At 68.9% G+C, this 17,983-nt stretch carries 17 protein-coding genes and 1 tRNA gene; 14 read left to right on the top strand and 4 right to left on the bottom strand.

The window, feature by feature from the left end:
• The first annotated feature begins 8 nt into the window (after window positions 1–8).
• The gene (lysS, locus tag AC07VM_RS11840; protein WP_494911351.1) at window positions 9–1,541 is read left to right on the top strand and encodes a lysine--tRNA ligase; all 1,533 of its coding nucleotides are present in this window, start codon (window positions 9–11) and stop codon (window positions 1,539–1,541) included.
• 17 nt (window positions 1,542–1,558) lie between these two features.
• Here the strand turns inward: lysS and AC07VM_RS11835 are convergent, their stop codons facing one another.
• Window positions 1,559–2,677 (bottom strand): DUF4192 family protein, encoded by a 1,119-nt coding sequence (locus AC07VM_RS11835; RefSeq protein ID WP_494911350.1) that lies wholly within the window; start codon window positions 2,675–2,677, stop codon window positions 1,559–1,561.
• 112 nt (window positions 2,678–2,789) lie between these two features.
• Here AC07VM_RS11835 and AC07VM_RS11830 point away from each other — a divergent pair, with 112 nt between their 5' ends.
• The 3 genes from AC07VM_RS11830 (at window position 2,790) to AC07VM_RS11820 (ending at window position 5,280) form a co-directional block, all read left to right on the top strand.
• On the top strand, window positions 2,790–2,963 hold the full coding sequence (locus tag AC07VM_RS11830) for a hypothetical protein (RefSeq protein WP_494911349.1): 174 nt from the start codon (window positions 2,790–2,792) through the stop codon (window positions 2,961–2,963).
• 86 nt (window positions 2,964–3,049) lie between these two features.
• Entirely contained in the window at window positions 3,050–4,510 is a 1,461-nt protein-coding gene (gene cls, locus AC07VM_RS11825) for a cardiolipin synthase (RefSeq protein WP_267417243.1), read from the top strand.
• A 47-nt stretch (window positions 4,511–4,557) separates the two neighbouring features.
• Window positions 4,558–5,280, top strand: coding sequence for a hypothetical protein (locus AC07VM_RS11820; protein ID WP_494911348.1), 723 nt, complete (start codon window positions 4,558–4,560; stop codon window positions 5,278–5,280).
• A 21-nt stretch (window positions 5,281–5,301) separates the two neighbouring features.
• Here the strand turns inward: AC07VM_RS11820 and AC07VM_RS11815 are convergent, their stop codons facing one another.
• The gene (locus AC07VM_RS11815; protein ID WP_494911347.1) at window positions 5,302–6,300 is read right to left on the bottom strand and encodes a diacylglycerol/lipid kinase family protein; all 999 of its coding nucleotides are present in this window, start codon (window positions 6,298–6,300) and stop codon (window positions 5,302–5,304) included.
• A gap of 83 nt (window positions 6,301–6,383) precedes the next feature.
• Between AC07VM_RS11815 and AC07VM_RS11810 the strand changes: the two genes are divergently transcribed.
• Window positions 6,384–6,914 (top strand): RNA polymerase sigma factor, encoded by a 531-nt coding sequence (locus tag AC07VM_RS11810; protein WP_494911346.1) that lies wholly within the window; start codon window positions 6,384–6,386, stop codon window positions 6,912–6,914.
• Window positions 6,915–6,954: 40 nt separating this feature from the next.
• Here AC07VM_RS11810 and AC07VM_RS11805 read toward each other — a convergent pair whose 3' ends face one another.
• Complete coding sequence (locus AC07VM_RS11805; protein WP_494911345.1) at window positions 6,955–7,335, bottom strand: YybH family protein; 381 nt, start codon at window positions 7,333–7,335, stop codon at window positions 6,955–6,957.
• Window positions 7,336–7,467: 132 nt separating this feature from the next.
• On the opposite strand from AC07VM_RS11805, the gene serS reads away from it, so the two are divergent.
• The 9 genes from serS to AC07VM_RS11760 all read left to right on the top strand — a co-directional run bounded on the left by serS (window position 7,468) and on the right by AC07VM_RS11760 (window position 17,246).
• Complete coding sequence (serS, locus tag AC07VM_RS11800) at window positions 7,468–8,784, top strand: serine--tRNA ligase (RefSeq protein ID WP_494911343.1); 1,317 nt, start codon at window positions 7,468–7,470, stop codon at window positions 8,782–8,784.
• Complete coding sequence (locus AC07VM_RS11795; RefSeq protein ID WP_494911342.1) at window positions 8,781–9,602, top strand: HAD family hydrolase; 822 nt, start codon at window positions 8,781–8,783, stop codon at window positions 9,600–9,602. The genes serS and AC07VM_RS11795 overlap by 4 nt, the downstream gene beginning before the upstream one ends.
• A 43-nt stretch (window positions 9,603–9,645) precedes the next feature.
• Window positions 9,646–9,730: transfer RNA gene (locus tag AC07VM_RS11790), tRNA-Ser, on the top strand.
• A gap of 50 nt (window positions 9,731–9,780) precedes the next feature.
• Window positions 9,781–11,016, top strand: a complete 1,236-nt coding sequence (locus AC07VM_RS11785) for an LCP family protein (protein ID WP_267417250.1) — start codon at window positions 9,781–9,783, stop codon at window positions 11,014–11,016.
• Between the two features lie 66 nt (window positions 11,017–11,082).
• Complete coding sequence (locus AC07VM_RS11780; protein WP_494911341.1) at window positions 11,083–12,087, top strand: LacI family DNA-binding transcriptional regulator; 1,005 nt, start codon at window positions 11,083–11,085, stop codon at window positions 12,085–12,087.
• A 187-nt stretch (window positions 12,088–12,274) separates the two neighbouring features.
• A complete protein-coding gene (locus AC07VM_RS11775) occupies window positions 12,275–13,921 on the top strand; it encodes a glycoside hydrolase family 13 protein (protein WP_494911709.1) in 1,647 nt (548 codons plus the stop codon).
• Window positions 13,922–13,961: 40 nt separating this feature from the next.
• Window positions 13,962–15,329, top strand: a complete 1,368-nt coding sequence (locus AC07VM_RS11770) for an ABC transporter substrate-binding protein (protein WP_267417252.1) — start codon at window positions 13,962–13,964, stop codon at window positions 15,327–15,329.
• A gap of 7 nt (window positions 15,330–15,336) precedes the next feature.
• On the top strand, window positions 15,337–16,302 hold the full coding sequence (locus AC07VM_RS11765) for a carbohydrate ABC transporter permease (protein ID WP_267417253.1): 966 nt from the start codon (window positions 15,337–15,339) through the stop codon (window positions 16,300–16,302).
• Window positions 16,299–17,246 carry a carbohydrate ABC transporter permease gene (locus tag AC07VM_RS11760; RefSeq protein ID WP_267417254.1) on the top strand — a complete coding sequence of 316 codons (948 nt, stop codon included), beginning with the start codon at window positions 16,299–16,301 and terminating at the stop codon, window positions 17,244–17,246. The genes AC07VM_RS11765 and AC07VM_RS11760 overlap by 4 nt, the downstream gene beginning before the upstream one ends.
• A gap of 72 nt (window positions 17,247–17,318) precedes the next feature.
• On the opposite strand, the gene AC07VM_RS11755 is transcribed toward AC07VM_RS11760, so the two are convergent.
• Window positions 17,319–17,906 (bottom strand): TetR/AcrR family transcriptional regulator, encoded by a 588-nt coding sequence (locus AC07VM_RS11755; protein WP_494911338.1) that lies wholly within the window; start codon window positions 17,904–17,906, stop codon window positions 17,319–17,321.
• Window positions 17,907–17,983: the final 77 nt, after the last annotated feature.

The raw sequence follows: 17,983 nt of genomic DNA, 5'->3' as shown, positions 1-17,983 counted from the left end.
CCCCGCACATGACTGACGCGTCCGCCGCGCCCGAATCGGCCTCGACCGACCCTTCCCTCGAAGAGGACGTCCACGAGCAGAAGGCCGTGCGCCTCGCCAAGCGCGAGCGCCTGATCGAGAAGCGGACGGACGCCGGTGGTGGGGCGTTCCCCGTCTCCGTGCCCGTCACGCACACCATCCCTGCCCTGCGCGCCGAGTACGGCGAGCTCGAGGCCGGCGCCGAGACCGGTGTGGTCGTCGGCGTCGCGGGACGCGTGGTGTTCAGCCGCAACACCGGCAAGCTCTGCTTCGCGACGCTGCAGGCCGGGGACGGCTCGCGCATCCAGGCGATGATCTCCCTGGCGAACGTCGGCGAGGAGTCTCTCGCCGATTGGAAGGAGTACGTCGACCTCGGTGACCACGTCTTCGTGCACGGAGAGGTCATCTCCAGCCGCCGCGGTGAGCTGTCGATCATGGCCGACGGGTGGGAGATCGCCTCGAAAGCGATCCTGCCGCTCCCGAACGCCTACTCCGAGCTCAGCGAGGAGGGCCGCGTCCGCAGCCGCTACCTCGATCTCATCGTTCGCGAGCAGGCCCGCACCACGGTCCGCGCACGCGCCGCGGTGAACGCGAGCCTGCGTTCGACCTTCACGAGCCACGACTACCTCGAGGTCGAGACCCCCATGCTGCAGGTGCAGCACGGGGGTGCGTCCGCCCGCCCGTTCGTGACGCACTCGAACGCCTTCGACACCGAGCTCTACCTCCGGATCGCGCCCGAGCTGTACCTCAAGCGTGCGGTCGTGGGCGGCATCGAGCGGGTCTACGAGATCAACCGGAACTTCCGCAACGAGGGCGCCGACTCCACGCACAGCCCCGAGTTCGCGATGCTCGAGGCTTACCAGGCGTACGGCGACTACAACCAGATGGCCGCGCTCACGCAGGAGCTCGTGCAGAACGCCGCCATCGCGGTCTCGGGCTCCACGACCGTGACCTGGGCCGACGGCACCGACTACGACCTCGGTGGCGAGTGGGACCGCATCTCGATGTACGAGTCGCTCTCGGCCGCCTCCGGTCGGACCGTCACTCCGCAGGACTCGGTCGAGGACCTCATCGCCTTCGCCGAGGCCAACGATGTCGACCTGCCGCCGCAGGCGACCCACGGCAAGCTCGTCGAGGAGCTGTGGGAGCACTTCGTGAAGGGTGACCTGGTCCGCCCGACGTTCGTGATGGACTTCCCCGTCGACACGTCGCCCCTGGTCCGCGAGCACCGCTCGATCGCGGGGGTCGTGGAGAAGTGGGACCTGTACATCCGCGGGTTCGAGCTGGCGACCGGGTACTCCGAGCTCGTCGACCCGGTGATCCAGCGCGAGCGCTTCCTCGAGCAGTCGAAGCTCGCCGCGCGAGGAGACGTCGAGGCGATGCCCGTCGACGACGAGTTCCTGCGGGCGCTCGAGCACGGCATGCCGCCGTCCGGTGGGATGGGCATGGGGATCGACCGTCTGCTGATGGCGATCACCGGCCTGGGGATCCGCGAGACCATCCTGTTCCCGCTCGTCAAGTAGCGCGCGGGGCCCGGCGCTCATTCCGCCGGGGTCCTGTGGAAGGCCCAGTCCGGCAGCATCGCGCCGCCGATCATCGTCTCCAGCAAGACGGCGAGGGAGTACTGCGGGTCGATCTCGCGCACGAGTCCGAGATAGTGGCCGGCATGCGTGGCGCGCCCCTGCGCCCACGACAACCACGCCGCCGCGGTCAGCGGTGCCGGTCGCGAGGCGCGCGGCGCCCGTGCCGCCGCCTCGCGGACGACGGCGAGGGCGAGCCGGAGGCGGTCGAGGTCGGGAGCGGGCCCCTGCCCCAGGAACACCCGCCCGACCTCGTCGGGGATCGTCTCGCCGGACGCGGCGAACGTCGTCTGAGCCTCCAGCGCGCGGATGCCACCCGCGAGATCGGTGGCCCACTGCGCAATCGCGACGTCGCGCAGCAGCGGTTGTGCCAGACACCACAGCAGCGTGGCGGTCGCGAAAGGGGGAAGCGCGTCCGGCGCCGCCAGCACGGACTCGAAGAACGCAGGGATGTCTTCGAGCAGCACCAGAGCAGCGATCAGCTGCGGATTCTCCCGCCCGGTCAGGCGTCCGGTGCCGTCCCGGTCGAGCAGCGCGCCGAGTTCGAGGGACGCTCTGCCCACGCGTTCCTTCTCGGCGAGGTCGACCGGAGGGAGCCCGACCCCTGCGGACTGGTCTCCCGCGACGTCGCCGACGGCCGAAGCCTCCGGCGGCGTGCGGATCTGCGTGAGGGAGCGGAGTTCCGGGGACTCGTCGATGTAGCTCGACCATCCCGAGGGCGTCACGCAGAGCGCATCGACCACGCGGAGCCCGGCATCCTCCGCGCAGCCCAGCAGCTCGTCGACCGCCACGGCGTGCGGAAGCACGAGCCCGTCCCTCGTCGCCTCCGCCTCGAGGTCGGTGTAGACCACGGCGGCCACGGCATCGGTCCCCGAGACGCGGGCCACCAGGCCGACCGCCGCATCGGCATAGGCTTCGAGGTCGGTTCCCTCGTGCGGCAGATCGAGGCGCATCGCTCCCTCCGTGCGCGTACCTCGGAAGGGGAGCAGGGCGATGCTGCGTCGGGGCGTGAAGCCGGCGAGGGAGGGGACGATGCCGAGGAATGCGGCGGAGTCGGTGGCTCGAAGCACTGTTGTCATCCCGAGAGTGTCCCCGCTGGGCGAGGCGGCGCGGGGCGAAAGAGCCGCCTGTGGACGCAGATCCTGGGAGCCGGCGAATGTGCATGAAGAGTGGCGGGCGTACCATGGGGGGATGGAGAACTTCTGGCTTGCCGCGGCATGGTCGCTCCTGCCGACCGTCGGAGTGAGCCTCGTGTTCGTCTTCGTGCTCCGTGGCATCCTGCGGTTCGACCGCACCGAGCGCAAGGTCCACGCGCAGATCGAGGCCGAAGAGCGTGCAGCGCGCGGCCTCCCGCCGCGCTCCTGAGTCCGACCCATCCGCTACTGTGAAGCCAAGCGCACCGGTTCCGGTGCGCTCGGATGTGATGGTCACTGCGGTGGCGAGGGGACACGATGACTGCGGAGACCTGGGGATGGTGGATCGCCACCTTCCTGCTGGTGCTCGACATCATCATCCGCGTCACGGCCATCATCGTCATCCCGCGCAATCGCCGTCCCACGGCGGCGATGGCCTGGCTCCTCGCGGTCTTCTTCATCCCGTTCGTCGGCGTCTTCCTCTTCCTGCTGATCGGCAACCCGCGCCTTCCACGGGCACGGCGACGCAAGCAGGACCAGATCAACGAGTACATCGCGGAGACGAGCGAGCACCTGCACTTCGGGACGCTGCGACCGAACGCCCCGGACTGGTTCGGGCCGATCGTGCAGATGAACCAGAAGCTCGGAGCGCTCCCGCTCTCGGGTGACAACGGCGCCCACCTGATCTCCGACTACCAGGAGTCGCTCGACGAGATGGCCGAGGCCATCCGCACGGCGCAGGACTACGTGCACGTCGAGTTCTACATCCTCCAGTCGGACACCTCGACCGACAACTTCTTCCGTGCGCTGGAAGAGGTCTCGGCGCGCGGCGTCGAGGTGCGCGTGCTCCTCGACCACTGGGCGAACCGTGGCAAGCCACGCTACAAGCAGACCATCGCCCGGCTCAACGGGATGGGGGCGGACTGGCACCTGATGCTCCCGGTGCAGCCGCTCAAGGGCAAGATGCAGCGCCCCGATCTGCGCAACCACCGCAAGCTCCTCGTCGTCGACGGCAACATCGCCTTCCTCGGCTCGCAGAACATCACGGACTCGACGTACAACCTGCCGAAGAACATCAAGCGCGGTCTGCACTGGGTCGACCTCATGGTCCGGCTCGACGGTCCGGTGGTGCTCAGCGTGAACGCGATCTTCGTCGCCGACTGGTACAGCGAGACGGACACCGTGCTGGAGGGCATCGACATCGCCCATGCGAACATCGGCTCGGGCGATCTCGACTGCCAGGTCGTGCCGTCGGGACCGGGGTTCGAGGTCGAGAACAACCTGCGCCTCTTCCTCGGTCTGCTCTACGCGGCGAAGAAGAAGATCATGATCGTCAGCCCGTACTTCGTCCCCGACGAGGCCCTGCTGCTCGCTGTCACCGCCGCCGTCGACCGTGGCGTGCAGGTCGAGCTGTTCGTCTCGGAAGAGGGCGACCAGGCGATGGTCTATCACGCCCAGCGCAGCTACTACGAGGTGCTCCTCAAGGCCGGGGTGCGCATCTGGATGTACCGGAAGCCGTACATCCTGCACACCAAGACGCTGACGATCGACGACGGTGTCGCGGTCATCGGATCGAGCAACATGGATATGCGCTCCTTCGGTCTGAACCTCGAGGTGTCGATGCTGGTGCGCGGCGAGGAGTTCGTCGCCGAGATGCGCGAGGTCGAGGACAAGTACCGCTCGCTCAGCCGGGAACTGACCCTGGAGGAGTGGATGGAGCAGCCGTTGCGGTCGACCGTCCTCGACAACCTCGCCCGCCTCACCTCCGCCCTGCAGTAGCGACCGTCGGCTTTCCCGGCGATCTCCGTGCGGGCTACCCTGTGAGCATGACCTCTGCGCTCCGTCCCCTCGCCTCCGTCGTCGGTCTCTTCGCCGCCGCGCTCCTCGTCGCGGGATGCACCGCCGGACCGGGATCGGAGACGCCGACCAGCTCGCCCGCCCCCAGCGCCGACAGCGTCGACGACCAGAACGACATCGAAGCGGCGCTGCTCGATGACGGCCGCATGTTCGCCGTCATCACCCTCGGCTCGTCCACCTGTGTGCCGCAGGTCGACCAGGTCACCGCGGACGGTCAGACCGTGACCGTCACGCTCGTGGACCCCGACGAATCGCAGCCGTGCACGAAGGATCTCGCGCCGCGGGCCAGCATCGGCGCGCTGCCGGAGGGCGTGGACCCGAAGTCCGACATCACCCTGAACGTGACGTACGGCGACCTCACCGACGACGTCGATCTCGACGGCGACCCCGCAGCCACCGGCACGCCCGGAACAACGACCGAGTTCCAGCCGTCGGCCGGCTGGTTCGACGACGGCGGTCTGGTGCTGCTCACCTGGGGCTCCTCGAGCTGTGCCCCTGTGCTCGAGTCCCTCGAGGGCTCCGGCAACGCGGGCACGGCGACGTTCGTCACCGACGAGGGCCAGGTCTGCACGATGGACATGGCGCCGCGCGCGACGCTGCTCACCTTCGGCGACGACGTCGTGGACGACGACGGCCCCTTCACGCTGACCCTCGTCGGCGGCGGTCTCGACGGCACGGTCGAGGTCCGCTGACCCGCGGAGCAGGCGCCGGGATCAGATCATCGTCACCGGGTGACCGGCCGGCAGCGCGAGCAGCAGGGCGCCGGGGCCGGCCCAGCAGGTGATGCGCACGGCCGTACCGAACTCGTCGCCGTCGAGCTCGATCGGGATCGGACCGGGGGCGGCTGCTTCGGCGGCGACGCCGTGGAAGTAGTGCACCGAGGCGTTCTTGCCGCGGCGTTCGAGCACGCGACGCCCTGCGCGGAATCTCCGCAGCACCGAGTTGTCCCACCAGATCTTGCGCCACACCGCGAACCAGCCGAGCACCCCGGTGGGCTGGATGACGGCGATGTCGAGTGCGGCGTCGGTGATCGACGCGTCGGGGATCAGCGCGATGCCGGCGGGCAGCGTGCCGCAGTTCGCGAACAGCAGGCTGTACGCCCGGTGCGAGTGCAGGCGCCCCTCGTCGATCTGGTAGACGGCACGGAACGGCTTCGCCCGCGGAAGCGATCGTGCAGCCCCGTCGACATAGGCGATCCAGCCGACGGACTTCTTCAGATCGGGGCGCGTGTTCGCGATCATGTCGGCATCGAGCCCCATGCCGGCGAGAACCACGAAAGCGTGCTCCGCCTCCTCACCGTCCTCTCGCGTCAGACGGGCCCAGCCGATGTCGATCGGATGGCGGAAGTCGCCGAGGGCCGCCCGGATCATCTCGGCCGGGTCGCCGAGCGGCAGTCCGAGGTTCCGCGCGAGCAGGTTGCCCGTGCCGCTGGGCAGGATCGCGAGCGGGACTCCGGTGTTCGCGATCGCCTCCGACACGGCGCGGACCGTGCCGTCGCCACCCGCGACCAGCACGACGTCGACGCCGCGGGCGAGCGCCTGCGCGGTCGCACCCTGCCCCGCATCCTCGACGGTCGTCGGGTAAAATGCGGGGTGTTCCCATCCGGCTTCACGCGAGAGATCGCGGACCCGGGAGCGCAGATGCTTGCCGTCGACCTTGATCGGGTTGTAGATGAGTGCCGCCTGTCGCTGAACGGGGGCGGGGGTGGTCATGGCGCTACTCTAAACCGGGATTCGCTCGGGTCGCCTCATCCGGATCGGACGCTTCATCATGCGGGGATGAGGAGAACAGCACGATGAACGACGTCCCCGACAGCACCGCACGCGCGGTGCTCTCCGAAATGATCGGTTCGGAGCCCGACCGGCTCCGCCGCCGCAGCATCTCGCTGGGCGTGCCGTTCCGCGATGCGGAGGATGCGGCGCAGACGTCTCTGTTGCGCGCCTGGCGGTCCATCGCCCACCTGGAGACGCCGGAACCCGGGCGCATGTGCTCGTGGCTGGACGCCATCGCCCGGAACGTCGCGATCGACCTCGCCCGCCAGCGGGCCCGCCGACCGGAGGCGGAGCTCGACGACGACACCGCCGGAGAGCAGCCGAGCGTGGAGTCCGCCGTGGAGATCCGCGTCTTCCTCGACAGCGCGCTCACCGCGGTGCACTCGCTGCCGGAGACGCTCCGGGAGGCGTTGCTGCTGAGCGTCGTCGAAGGACTCTCCGCGGAGGAGGTGGCGACGCGCCTCGGGATCGAGCCCGCGGCCGCCCGCCAGCGCATCTCCCGCGCGCGCAAGGCGTTGAAGGAATGTCGCCGCACGGACATGGGGGAAGGCTGAGGGAGGTCGGACAGCTGCCCGACCTCCCCGGAGGCGTCGCTCAGACGGTGCCGAACGGGTTGTCGACGACGTAGCGCCAGCCGTGCTCGTCGTCGTACACCGCGACATCGGCCGTGGTGCCGGCGAGGGCGATCTCGGACCCGTCGGGACCGGTGCCGGTGATCGTCCAGTCCGCGATCGCGAGGCCGGTGCCCGCGCTCTCGAAGACGTGGCGGACCGTCATCGAGATCGGCAGGTTCAGCCCGAGGAACTGCTCGAGCGCACCCCGCACCGCCTCGACGCCCGTGACGGGGGTGCCCGGCGCGGGGACGAAGACCACGTCCGGGGTGTTCAGGGCCATCAGGCCGTCGAGGTCGCGGGCGTTGAACCGCTCCGCGAAGGCCAGGTTCAGCTGGTCGAGGGAGGTCACACTGGTGCTCATGGGTTTCCTTTTCTGAAGGTCGACGGAGTGCCGGCCGTTGCAGAGGAAGACGATGCAGCCGCGGAAGTGTGACATCCCTTCTTCGCCTTCTCGTCGATCGGCGTCCCGGGGCGTTCACCGTAGACTTGGTGGATGATCGACCTCGCACTCCTCCGCGACAATCCGGAGATCGTCCGCCGCTCGCAGGCTGCTCGTGGAAACGACCAGAGCACCGTCGACGTCGCACTCGAGGCCGATCGATCGCGCCGCGCGGCTCTCTCCGCGTTCGAGGAGCTGCGCGCCGAGCAGAACGCCTTCGGCAAGCAGGTCGCGAAGGCGCCCAAGGACGAGAAGGCCGCGCTCGTGGCGCAGGCGAAGGACCTCGCCGAGCGCGTGAAGCAGGCGCAGCACGCGGCGAACGAGGCTGCGGAAGCGGCATCCGCCGCGCTCGCCCGCATCGAGAACGTCGTGATCGACGGCGTTCCGGCCGGTGGGGAAGCCGACTTCGTCGAACTGCGCCGCGTCGGAGACGTGCCCGCCTTCGACTTCGAGCCGAAGGATCACCTCGAGCTCGGGGAGCTCCTCGGAGCCATCGACATGGAGCGCGGGGCCAAGGTGTCCGGCGCCCGCTTCTACTTCCTGCGCGGCATCGGGGCGCGTCTCGAGATCGCCCTCATGAACCTCGCCCTCGACAAGGCCCTGCAGAACGGCTTCGTGCCGCTGATCACGCCGACGCTCGTGCGCCCCGAGATCATGCAGGGCACGGGCTTCCTCGGCGAGCACGCCGACGAGGTCTACCACCTCGACAAGGACGACGACCTCTACCTCGTCGGCACCAGCGAGGTCGCGCTCGCCGGGTACCACAAGGACGAGATCGTCGACCTCGCCGACGGCGCCCTCCGTTACGCCGGCTGGTCGACCTGCTACCGCCGTGAGGCCGGGTCGCACGGCAAGGACACCCGCGGCATCATCCGCGTGCACCAGTTCAACAAGCTCGAGATGTTCGTCTACACGACCGCGGAGGAAGCCGAAGCCGAGCACCTGCGCCTCGTCGCGCTGCAGGAGGAGATGCTCACCTCGCTCGGTCTCGCCTACCGCGTGATCGACGTCGCCGCCGGCGACCTGGGGTCGAGCGCCGCCCGCAAGTACGACATCGAGGCCTGGGTCCCCACCCAGGGCGCGTTCCGCGAGCTCACCTCGACCTCGAACTGCACGACCTACCAGGCGCGCCGCCTGGACGTGCGGCATCGCCCGGCCGTCGACCCGGCCGACACCGCCGCATCGGGGACGGCGAAGACGCAGCACGTCGCGACGCTGAACGGCACCCTGGCGACCACGCGCTGGATCGTCGCGCTGCTCGAGACGCACCAGCAGGCGGACGGCTCGGTGCGCGTGCCCGAGGTGCTGCGCCCGTACCTCGGCGGTCTCGAAGTGATCCAGCCCCTCGCCGACGGGCGGGCTGCACGGTGACGGCACCCTGGCTGGTCGGCCTCGACGTCGACGGCACGATCCTCCTGCAGGACGAGACCATGAGCCCCGGCGTGCCCGAGGCCATCGCGCGGGTGCGCGACGCCGGTCACATCGTCACGATCGCGACCGGACGCAGCTGGATGGCGACGCGGCGCTACGTCGAGGAGCTCGGGCTGACCGCGGACTACGTGGTGTGCTCCAACGGTGCGGTGACGATGCGACGCGTGGGTGACGAGTGGGAGCGCTGGAACGTCGAGACCTTCGACCCGACGCCCGTGCTCGGCCTGCTGCGCGACCGACTGCCCGAAGCCCGGTACATGGTCGAGCTCGCTTCGGGGCAGCGACTGTTCACCGAGCAGCTCGACGACTGGACCCTGGACGGCGGTCGACAGGTCGACTTCGACGAGCTCGGCGCCCTGCCCGTCTCGCGCATCGTGGTCGTCTCCCCGGGGCACGACGAAGACGACTTCCACCGTCTGGTGGCGGATGCGGGTCTCAACGAGGTGTCGTACGCGATCGGCTGGACGGCCTGGCTCGACATCGCGCCGCAGGGCGTCGACAAGGGCACCGCCCTGGAGCAGGTGCGCGTCGAGCTCGGTCTCGATGAGGAGCGCATCCTCGTCGCCGGGGACGGCCGGAACGACATCGGGATGTTCGGCTGGGCGCGCTCGCTCGGCGGACGGGCCGTGGCGATGGGCCAGGCTCCCGACGAGGTGAAGGATGCCGCCGGCGAGGTCACCGCCGACGTCGAGGATGGCGGTCTGGCACAGGCGCTGGACACGCTTCCAGCACCTGCCCAGGTCAGCGCAGGAGAATAGAACTCGGCTAGACTCACGCCTTGTCGACAGATGCGTCTGTCGAGGAGGGTTGTCCGAGCGGCCGATGGAGCTGGTCTTGAAAACCAGTGGGCAGAGATGTCTCGTGGGTTCGAATCCCACACCCTCCGCATGCTGAGCACGGTGACCCCGCACCGGCGCTGAATCCGAAAGGGCCCGAGTGAGCGACAACACCCGACGCCGCCGCACCATCGCCCGACACGGTCAGCTGGGCACCCCGAACACGGTCAGCCAGCTGCTGAAGTTCATCGCGATCGGTCTGGCCGTCGTCCTCGTGAGCGGGTTCGGCGTCGGGCTGTACATCTACTACGACCTCACCAGCACCGTGTCCGCGAACGCCGTCGAGCTCGAGGGCCAGCAGGCGGTGCCCCCGGACATCGGGGAGTACAAGGGCGGGTTCAATCTCGTCCTCACCGGTGTGGACACGTGCGAGGAGAAGTACAAGGATCTCTTCGGGGATCGCTGCACCGGGAGCGATTCCGAGGGCACGCTCAACGACGTGAACCTGCTCGTGCACGTGTCCCAGGAGCCGCGTCGGATCACCGTCGTCAGCTTCCCGCGCGACCTGATGATCCCGATCCCGGAGTGCACCGACGACGAGGGCAACAACCACTCGGCGATGAACAAGCAGCCGCTCAACGTGGCGTACACGGACGGCGGTCTGAACTGCGTCGTCAAGACGATCTCGGAGCTCACCGACCAGGAGGTCCAGTTCGCGGCCTCCGTCACGTTCGGCGGCGTGATCGAGATCACCAACGCCATCGGCGGCGTCGACGTGTGTCTCGCCTCCCCCATCAAGGACCGCTACACCGGCCTCGACATGAGCGCGGGCACGCACACGATCCGCGGCCTGGAGGCGCTGCAGTTCCTCCGCACCCGTCACGGCGTCGGAGACGGCAGCGACCTCGGCCGCATCGGCAACCAGCAGCAGTACATGTCCAGCCTCGCCCGCAAGATGATCAGCGGAGAGGTGCTCGGCAACGTGCCGGTCATGCTCAAGCTCGCGAACACGGCGCTCAACAACCTCGAGGCGAGCACCTCGCTGGCGAACAACCCGATGACGCTCGTGCAGATCGCCCTCGCGGTGAAGTCGGTGCCGTTCGAGGACATCGTCTTCGTGCAGTACCCGACCGGAACCGACCCCGACGACCGCAACAAGGTGGTCCCGAACTACGACGCCGCCACGGCGCTGTGGGACGCGATCGAGGCCAACGCCCAACTGCAGATCACGCACCAGAACAACGGCAACGACGGTGTGGTCGTCAAGGAGCCGACGACGCCGACGACGGAGGCGACACCGGATCCCACGGCGACGCCGGACAACGTGGTCGCTCTCCCGGACTCGATCAAGGGAAACTCCGCGGCTCAGGAGACCTGCTCCAACGGCAACGGCTGAGCCCTCGCCCCTCGGTGCGCAATCCGTTTGCGCGTTCTTGCAAGAACTTGCGCGTAAGCTGACCCCATGTCGAAGCGACTCGCCGAGGTGGCGCGCAAGGTCGGTGTGAGTGAAGCCACGGTCAGCCGTGTGCTCAACGACAAGCCGGGAGTCTCCGATGCCACGCGGCAGGCGGTGCTGACGGCCCTCGACGTGCTCGGCTACGAGCGGCCGACGAAGCTGCGCGGCGAGCGGGCCCGTCTGGTGGGGCTGGTGCTCCCCGAGCTGCAGAACCCGATCTTCCCCGCCCTCGCCGAGATCGTCGGCGGCGCGCTCACCCAGAACGGCTACACGCCGCTGCTCTGCACGCAGAACGCGGGCGGCGTGACGGAGTCGGACTACGTCGACCTCCTCCTCGCGCAGCAGGTCTCCGGAGTGATCTTCCTCGGTGGGAACTACACGCAGGCGGATGCCGCGCACGAGCACTACGAGCGGCTGCGCCAGGTGAACCTGCCGACCGTGCTCGTGAACGCCCGCGTGCCCGAGCTGCAGTTCGCGACGGTCTCGACCGACGACGCGGCCGCGGCCGAGCAGGCGGTGCTGCACGTGCATCAGCTCGGACATCGGCGCATCGGGCTGCTGCTGGGGCCGGACGATCACGTCCCGTCGCAGCGCAAGCTCGAGTCCGCGCGTCGTCTGCTCGAGCAGCTCGGCGAGCCGCTCCCGGACGAGATCGTGGTACGCGGCATGTACTCGCTCGAATCGGGGCAGGCGGGCGCAGCACGCCTCTTCGCCGCCGGAGCCACGGCGATCGTGTGCGCGAGCGACCCGATGGCACTCGGCGCCGTGCGCGCCGCGCGCCGAGCGGGGCTGTCCGTGCCGGGCGACGTGAGCATCGTCGGGTTCGACGACTCGGCGCTGATGAGCTGCACCGAGCCGCCGCTGACCACGGTGCGGCAGCCGATCGAGTCGATGGGTCGTGCCGTGATCGCGCTGCTGCTCGCGCAGATCGCCGGCACCTCCCGGCCGAGCGATGAGCTGCTCTTCGAGCCCGAGTTGGTGCTCCGGGCTTCGACGGGTCCACTGGCCTGACCGGAGGCGCTCCGGCGCCACCACGGGCTCTTTTGCGCGCCCGCAAGTCATCGCAAATTTCCAACAATCTGTTTAGTTCTTGCGTGAAGCACGCGGAAAAGCTACATTCGACTCATCGCCACCGACGACGAGGAGTTCCGTGGACACTGAAGTTCTGCGCAGCGCGGCACCTGCCCGCACCCTGACCATGCCCGTGGGCGAGGGGTGGTGGCGCACGGCCGTCATCTACCAGGTGTACGTGCGCAGCTTCGCGGACGGCAACGGCGACGGCATCGGCGATCTCGCGGGTGTGCGCTCGCGCCTCGGCTACCTCAAGAGCCTCGGGGTCGATGCGCTCTGGTTCACGCCGTGGTACCAGAGCCCGCTCGCCGACGGCGGCTACGACGTGCAGGACTACCGGCGGATCGACCCGCGCTTCGGCACGCTCGAAGAGGCCGAGCAGCTGATCGCGGAGGCGCTCGAGCTCGGCATCCGCACGATCGTCGACATCGTGCCGAACCACATCTCCGACCAGCACGAATGGTTCCAGCAGGCGCTGGCCGCGGGCCCGGGCAGCGCCGAACGCGAGCGCTTCTGGTTCCACCCCGGTCGTGGCGCCGACGGATCCGGGATCCCCACCAACTGGGTCTCCAGCTTCCAGGGCGAGACGTGGACGCGCACGCAGAACCCCGACGGGACACCCGGTGAGTGGTACCTGCACCTGTTCACCCCCGAGCAGCCCGACCTCAACTGGAACCACGCCGACGTGCGCCGCGAGCACGAAGACGTCCTGCGGTTCTGGTTCGACCGCGGCGTCGCGGGCGTCCGCATCGACTCCGCCGCGCTCCCGGTCAAGGACCCGGCTCTGCCCGACCTCCCCGCCGGCAGCGCTCCGACGGTCGGGCACCCGCACATCGACCGCGACGAGCTGCACGACATCTACCGGGACTGGCGCGCGGTCGCCGACGAGTACGACGGCGAGCGGGTGCTCGTCGGCGAGGTCTGGCTCGACGACGCCGAGCGCTTCGCCCGCTACCTGCGGCCGGGGGAGATGCACACCGCCTTCAACTTCGGGTTCATGACGCAGCCGTGGAGCGCGCAGGCGATGCGCGACTCCATCACCCGCACGCTCGCCGAGCACGAGCCCGTCGGAGCCCCGGCCACGTGGGTGCTCTCCAACCACGACGTGACCCGTCCGGCGACACGCTACGGGCAGGCGGACTCCTCGTTCGCCTTCGAGCGCAAGCGCTTCGGCACCGCGACCGACGTCGAACGGGGATCCCGCCGCGCACGGGCCGCGGCCCTGCTCGTGGCCGCCCTCCCCGGAAGCCTCTACATCTACCAGGGCGACGAGCTCGGACTCCCCGAGGTCGAGCTTCCGCTCGACGTGATCGAGGATCCGATGCACTTCCGCTCCGGCGGCGTCGACCCCGGACGGGACGGATGCCGGGTGCCGCTGCCATGGGCGGGGGAGGCGAGCCCCTACGGCTTCGGCGGGACACCCTGGCTCCCGCAGCCCGCCGACTGGGCGGCGCTCGCGGTCGAGGCGCAGGACGCCCACCCCGGCTCGACACTGAACCTCTATCGTGCGGCGATCGCCCTGCGCCGACGCATCGACGACCTCGCCGGAAGCGACCTCGAGTGGCTCGAGCTGGGAGCCGACGTCCTCGCGTTCCGGCGCGGCGACGGCACCGTCAGCATCACCAACCTCGGCGCGGTGCCGGTCCCGCTGCCCGCGCACCATGAGGTCCTGCTCGCCAGCACGCTCCTCGACGGCGGCGCACTGCCCCCCGACTCCACAGCCTGGCTCGCCCTCCGAGCCGTTTCCGGGCGCTCCCCGCGAGCGCAGAAGTAGCCCTGCACCACCCGATCAGCACCACATGGAAGGACAGACAATGAAGTCACCAACGAAAGCCCTGGTCGCCGGGGTCGCCGTGCTCGCCACGGTCGGCGCCCTCGCCGGCTGCACGTCGAGCGGCGATGACAGCGCCGACGGCAAGACCGAGCTGCGCGTCGCCACGTTCCCGCCGGGAGCCGACGCGGCGGCCTACGAGGCGTTCGCCGCCCAGGAGAAGCAGTTCGAGAAGGAGAACCCCGACATCGACATCATCGGTGTCGAGTACGAGTGGGAGGGCCCGACCTTCGCGGTGCAGCTCGCCGGCGGCAGCCTGCCCGACGTGTTCACCGTGCCGTTCACCGACTCCAAGACGCTGCTCGAGAACGGGCAGCTGATGGACGTGACCGACGCCATCGAGAAGCTCGGGTACACCGACAAGTTCAACCCGATCATCCTCGACGGGGTCACCGGCTCCGACGGGAAGATCTACGGGTTCCCGCGCCAGGCCTACGCGGCAGCGCTGCACTACAACCGCGACCTGTTCGAGGCGGCGGGGCTCGACCCCGACAACCCGCCGCAGACGTGGGACGAGATCCGCACGGCCGCGAAGGCGATCACGGACGCGACGGGCAAGGCCGGCTACGCGCAGATGGCGATCAACAACACGGGCGGGTGGCAGCTCACCTCGCAGACCGTGGCGCGCGGCGGTCGCACGCAGACCGACAACGGCGACGGCACGGCCGAGTCGACGATCGACAACGACGCCACCAAGGCCGCGCTGCAGTTCCTGCACGACGTGAAGTGGGAGGACAAGTCCTTCGGCTCCAAGGTCGACCTCGACTGGGGCACGATCAACCAGGAGTTCGCGGCCGGCAACATCGGCATGTACACGTCGGGTTCCGACATCTACACCGCACTGGTGCGCGACTTCGGCATGGACTCGTCGATCTACGGCATGACCGTCGTGCCGATGGACGGCGACGACCCCGGCACGCTCGGCGGCGGTGACATCGCGGTGATCAGCCCGACCGTCGACGAGGCCACCAAGGCGGCGGCCGTCACCTGGATCGACTGGTACTACATGCAGAAGCTGATGGACAAGGACGCCGCCGTCCTCGACGCCAAGACCCTGAACGAGTCGGGTCAGGCCGTCGGCACGCCGCTGCTCCCGGTGCTCAGCCGCGAGCTGTACGACGAGTCGCAGGAGTGGATCGCCGACTACATCAACGTCCCGGTCGAGCAGATGGCGCCGTTCAGCGACCGCATCTGGGACCAGACGCCGGTGGGCGAGCCGAAGGTGAAGACCCAGGAGGTCTACGCGCTCCTCGACACCGTGGTGCAGAAGGTGCTCACCGATCAGAACGCCGACATCGACGCTCTGCTCGCCCAGGCGCAGACCGATGCGCAGGCGAAGCTCGACGAGTAAACACTTCATGACGATGACGCTCTCCGAGCAGCGGGCGGCGGTGGAGGACTCTCCGCCGCCCGCTGTGCGCCGTTCCCGCCGCCGCTCACCGCTCACGTGGTTCCGCGGCGGCGGGCTCGCGAACCTCCTGTTCGTGCTCCCCATGCTGTTCGTGTTCGTGTTCTTCTCCTGGTCGCCGATCGTGCAGTCGGTGATCATGAGCCTGCAGAAGACGAACCTGATCGTCTCCGAGTGGGTCGGATTCGACAACTACCTCGCCGTGATCGGCGACCCCGAGCTCGGCCGCGCCGTGATCAACACGCTGTGGTTCGCCGTGCTCGCCCTCCTCTTCGGGTTCCCGCTGCCGCTGCTGATGGCCGTGCTGATGAGCGAGGTGCGTCGCGGCAAGGGCATCTACTCCGCGCTCGCGTACCTCCCGGTCGTGATCCCGCCCGTGGTCGCGGTGCTGCTGTGGAAGTTCTTCTACAGCGCCGACCCGTCCGGTGTGTTCAACACGGTGCTCGGATTCGTCGGCATCCCCCCGCAGCCGTGGATCCAGGACGCCGTGCAGGCCATGCCCTCGCTCGTGCTCGAGGCCACCTGGGCGGGTGCAGGAGGATCGATCATCATCTACCTCGCGGCCCTCCTCGGCGTCCCGCCCGAGCTGTACGACGCGGCGGAGGTCGACGGCGCCGGCATCTGGAAGAAGGTCTGGCACGTCACGCTGCCGCAGCTGCGCGGCATCCTCTTCATCATGCTGATCCTGCAGGTCATCGCGACCGCGCAGGTCTTCCTCGAACCGTTCCTGTTCACCGGCGGCGGCCCTGCCGGCGCGACCAAGACCGTGCTGCTATACATCTACGACAAGGCCTTCCGCAACAGTCTGGGCGGCGACTACGGCGAGGCGACGGCCGTCTCGGTGCTGCTCGCGATCGTCCTCGCCCTGCTCTCCTGGCTGTACTTCAAGCTGACCGACCGTTGGAGCACGACGTGAGCCTCACCACCCGCCTCTCGACCCGTGCCGCGGAGAAGGCGGCAGAGAAGGCCGCCGACAGCGTCGGGGACCGCACGGTCATCTCGGATTCGGAGCGTCGGCGCCCCGGCATCCGCGTCGGGATGTCGGTCACGCACGTCTTCCTCACGGTCGGCCTGGTGGTCGCCGGACTCGGACCGATCCTGTGGCTGGCGAAGTCGGCCGTGACGCCGACGCAGGACACCCTGCAGCAGCCGTTCGCGCTGTGGCCGAACGGGATCGACTGGGAGAACCTGTCGACCGCGTGGAACGACATCCACATCGACCAGTACTTCTTCAACACGGTGATCATCGCGCTCGGCGCCTGGTTCGTCCAGCTGCTCATCGCGACGACCGGGGGCTATGCGCTCTCGGTGCTGAAGCCGCGGTACGCGCCGATCCTGAACGCCCTGGTGCTGGCGACGCTGTTCATCCCCGGCATCGTGCTGCTCGTGCCGCTGTATCTGACGATCGTTCACCCGCCGCTGCTGGGGAACGTGAGCCTGCTCAACAACTACCTCGCGGTCTGGCTGCCGATGGGTGCGAACGCGTTCAACATCCTGCTGGTCAAGCGGTTCTTCGACAGTCTGCCGCGTGAGGTGTTCGAGGCGGCACGGACGGACGGCGCCGGTCCGTTCCGGCTGTTCTGGTCGATCGTGCTCCCGATGTCGAAGCCGATCCTCGGTGTGGTGTCGGTGTTCGCGATCATCGCGGCGTGGAAGGACTACCTCTGGCCGATGCTGGTGCTGCCGGATCCGTCCGTGCAGCCGCTGTCGGTGCGCCTCCCCGCCGTGCAGTCGCAGACCGAGCTCGACGTGTTCCTGGCGGCGCTGGCGATCGCGACGCTCATCCCGATCGCGATGTTCCTGATCTTCCAGTCGGTGTTCCTGCGCTCGGCCGGGCTCGGGGGCGCGGTCAAGGGCTAGGGCGCGACGACGCTCGCGCTCCTCGACGGGACCCATCGCCGCGACGCCCGCGGCGGTGGGTCTCGCCGCGACTCAGACCTGCGGGGTGGGTGGCGCTGCGGGGTGCAGGGCGTCGATGAGAGCCGCCATGATGCCGGCCATGTCGACGGTCGGGTCGATCATCCACTGCAGCTGGAGTCCGTCGGATGCGGCCTGGATCACTCGGGCGAGGGTGTCGGGGTCGAGGGCGGAACGTCGATCCTCGGTGCCGAAGTTCTCGACGATGGATCCGCGGAGGCGTTCGCTGCGGTCCAGGAAGTAGCTGTGGGCTGGATGCTCGGGGTCGGCCGCGTCCACCGAGAGGCGGGAGAAGAGGGCGACGAGTCCCGGGACCTCGGTGTTGTGGCGGATCACGTCGATGAACGCGGTTCTGGCCTCGGTGTCGGTGAGGCCGGCGGGGTCGAGGCCGTCGTGCTCGTCGCGCTTGCGGAGGACCTCGGTGAAGAGTTCCTCCTTCGAGCCGAAGTAGTGCAGCAGTGCGGCCGGGGTCACGCCGACCACCTCGGCGATCTCCTTGAGGGAGGCGTTCTGGTAACCCTTGCGCCCGATCACGTCGAGCGCGCTCTCCAGGATCTCCTCGCGTCGCGCGACACCCTTCGCGTATGAACCTCGTCGAGCCATGCTTCGAGACTAATCCTGAATGACGTTTGAAATCTAATACTGAAGGGCATAAGGTTTTCGCAAGGACATCGGCGTCG

Source organism: Microbacterium sp. GW821-FHT01D02 (assembly GCF_059422585.1).
Note: the sequence above shows the minus strand (reverse complement) of the source record. Positions and strands in the feature narration are given on the sequence as shown.

What these genes read in the sequence shown, in the direction of transcription:
- lysS (WP_494911351.1), top strand. Translation starts at nt 9, where the DNA reads ATGACTGACGCGTCCGCCGCGCCCGAATCGGCCTCGACCGACCCTTCC.
- AC07VM_RS11835 (WP_494911350.1), bottom strand. Translation starts at nt 2,677, where the DNA reads ATGACAACAGTGCTTCGAGCCACCGACTCCGCCGCATTCCTCGGCATC.
- AC07VM_RS11830 (WP_494911349.1), top strand. Translation starts at nt 2,790, where the DNA reads ATGGAGAACTTCTGGCTTGCCGCGGCATGGTCGCTCCTGCCGACCGTC.
- cls (WP_267417243.1), top strand. Translation starts at nt 3,050, where the DNA reads ATGACTGCGGAGACCTGGGGATGGTGGATCGCCACCTTCCTGCTGGTG.
- AC07VM_RS11820 (WP_494911348.1), top strand. Translation starts at nt 4,558, where the DNA reads ATGACCTCTGCGCTCCGTCCCCTCGCCTCCGTCGTCGGTCTCTTCGCC.
- AC07VM_RS11815 (WP_494911347.1), bottom strand. Translation starts at nt 6,300, where the DNA reads ATGACCACCCCCGCCCCCGTTCAGCGACAGGCGGCACTCATCTACAAC.
- AC07VM_RS11810 (WP_494911346.1), top strand. Translation starts at nt 6,384, where the DNA reads ATGAACGACGTCCCCGACAGCACCGCACGCGCGGTGCTCTCCGAAATG.
- AC07VM_RS11805 (WP_494911345.1), bottom strand. Translation starts at nt 7,335, where the DNA reads ATGAGCACCAGTGTGACCTCCCTCGACCAGCTGAACCTGGCCTTCGCG.
- serS (WP_494911343.1), top strand. Translation starts at nt 7,468, where the DNA reads ATGATCGACCTCGCACTCCTCCGCGACAATCCGGAGATCGTCCGCCGC.
- AC07VM_RS11780 (WP_494911341.1), top strand. Translation starts at nt 11,083, where the DNA reads ATGTCGAAGCGACTCGCCGAGGTGGCGCGCAAGGTCGGTGTGAGTGAA.
- AC07VM_RS11775 (WP_494911709.1), top strand. Translation starts at nt 12,275, where the DNA reads ATGCCCGTGGGCGAGGGGTGGTGGCGCACGGCCGTCATCTACCAGGTG.
- AC07VM_RS11770 (WP_267417252.1), top strand. Translation starts at nt 13,962, where the DNA reads ATGAAGTCACCAACGAAAGCCCTGGTCGCCGGGGTCGCCGTGCTCGCC.
- AC07VM_RS11765 (WP_267417253.1), top strand. Translation starts at nt 15,337, where the DNA reads ATGACGATGACGCTCTCCGAGCAGCGGGCGGCGGTGGAGGACTCTCCG.
- AC07VM_RS11755 (WP_494911338.1), bottom strand. Translation starts at nt 17,906, where the DNA reads ATGGCTCGACGAGGTTCATACGCGAAGGGTGTCGCGCGACGCGAGGAG.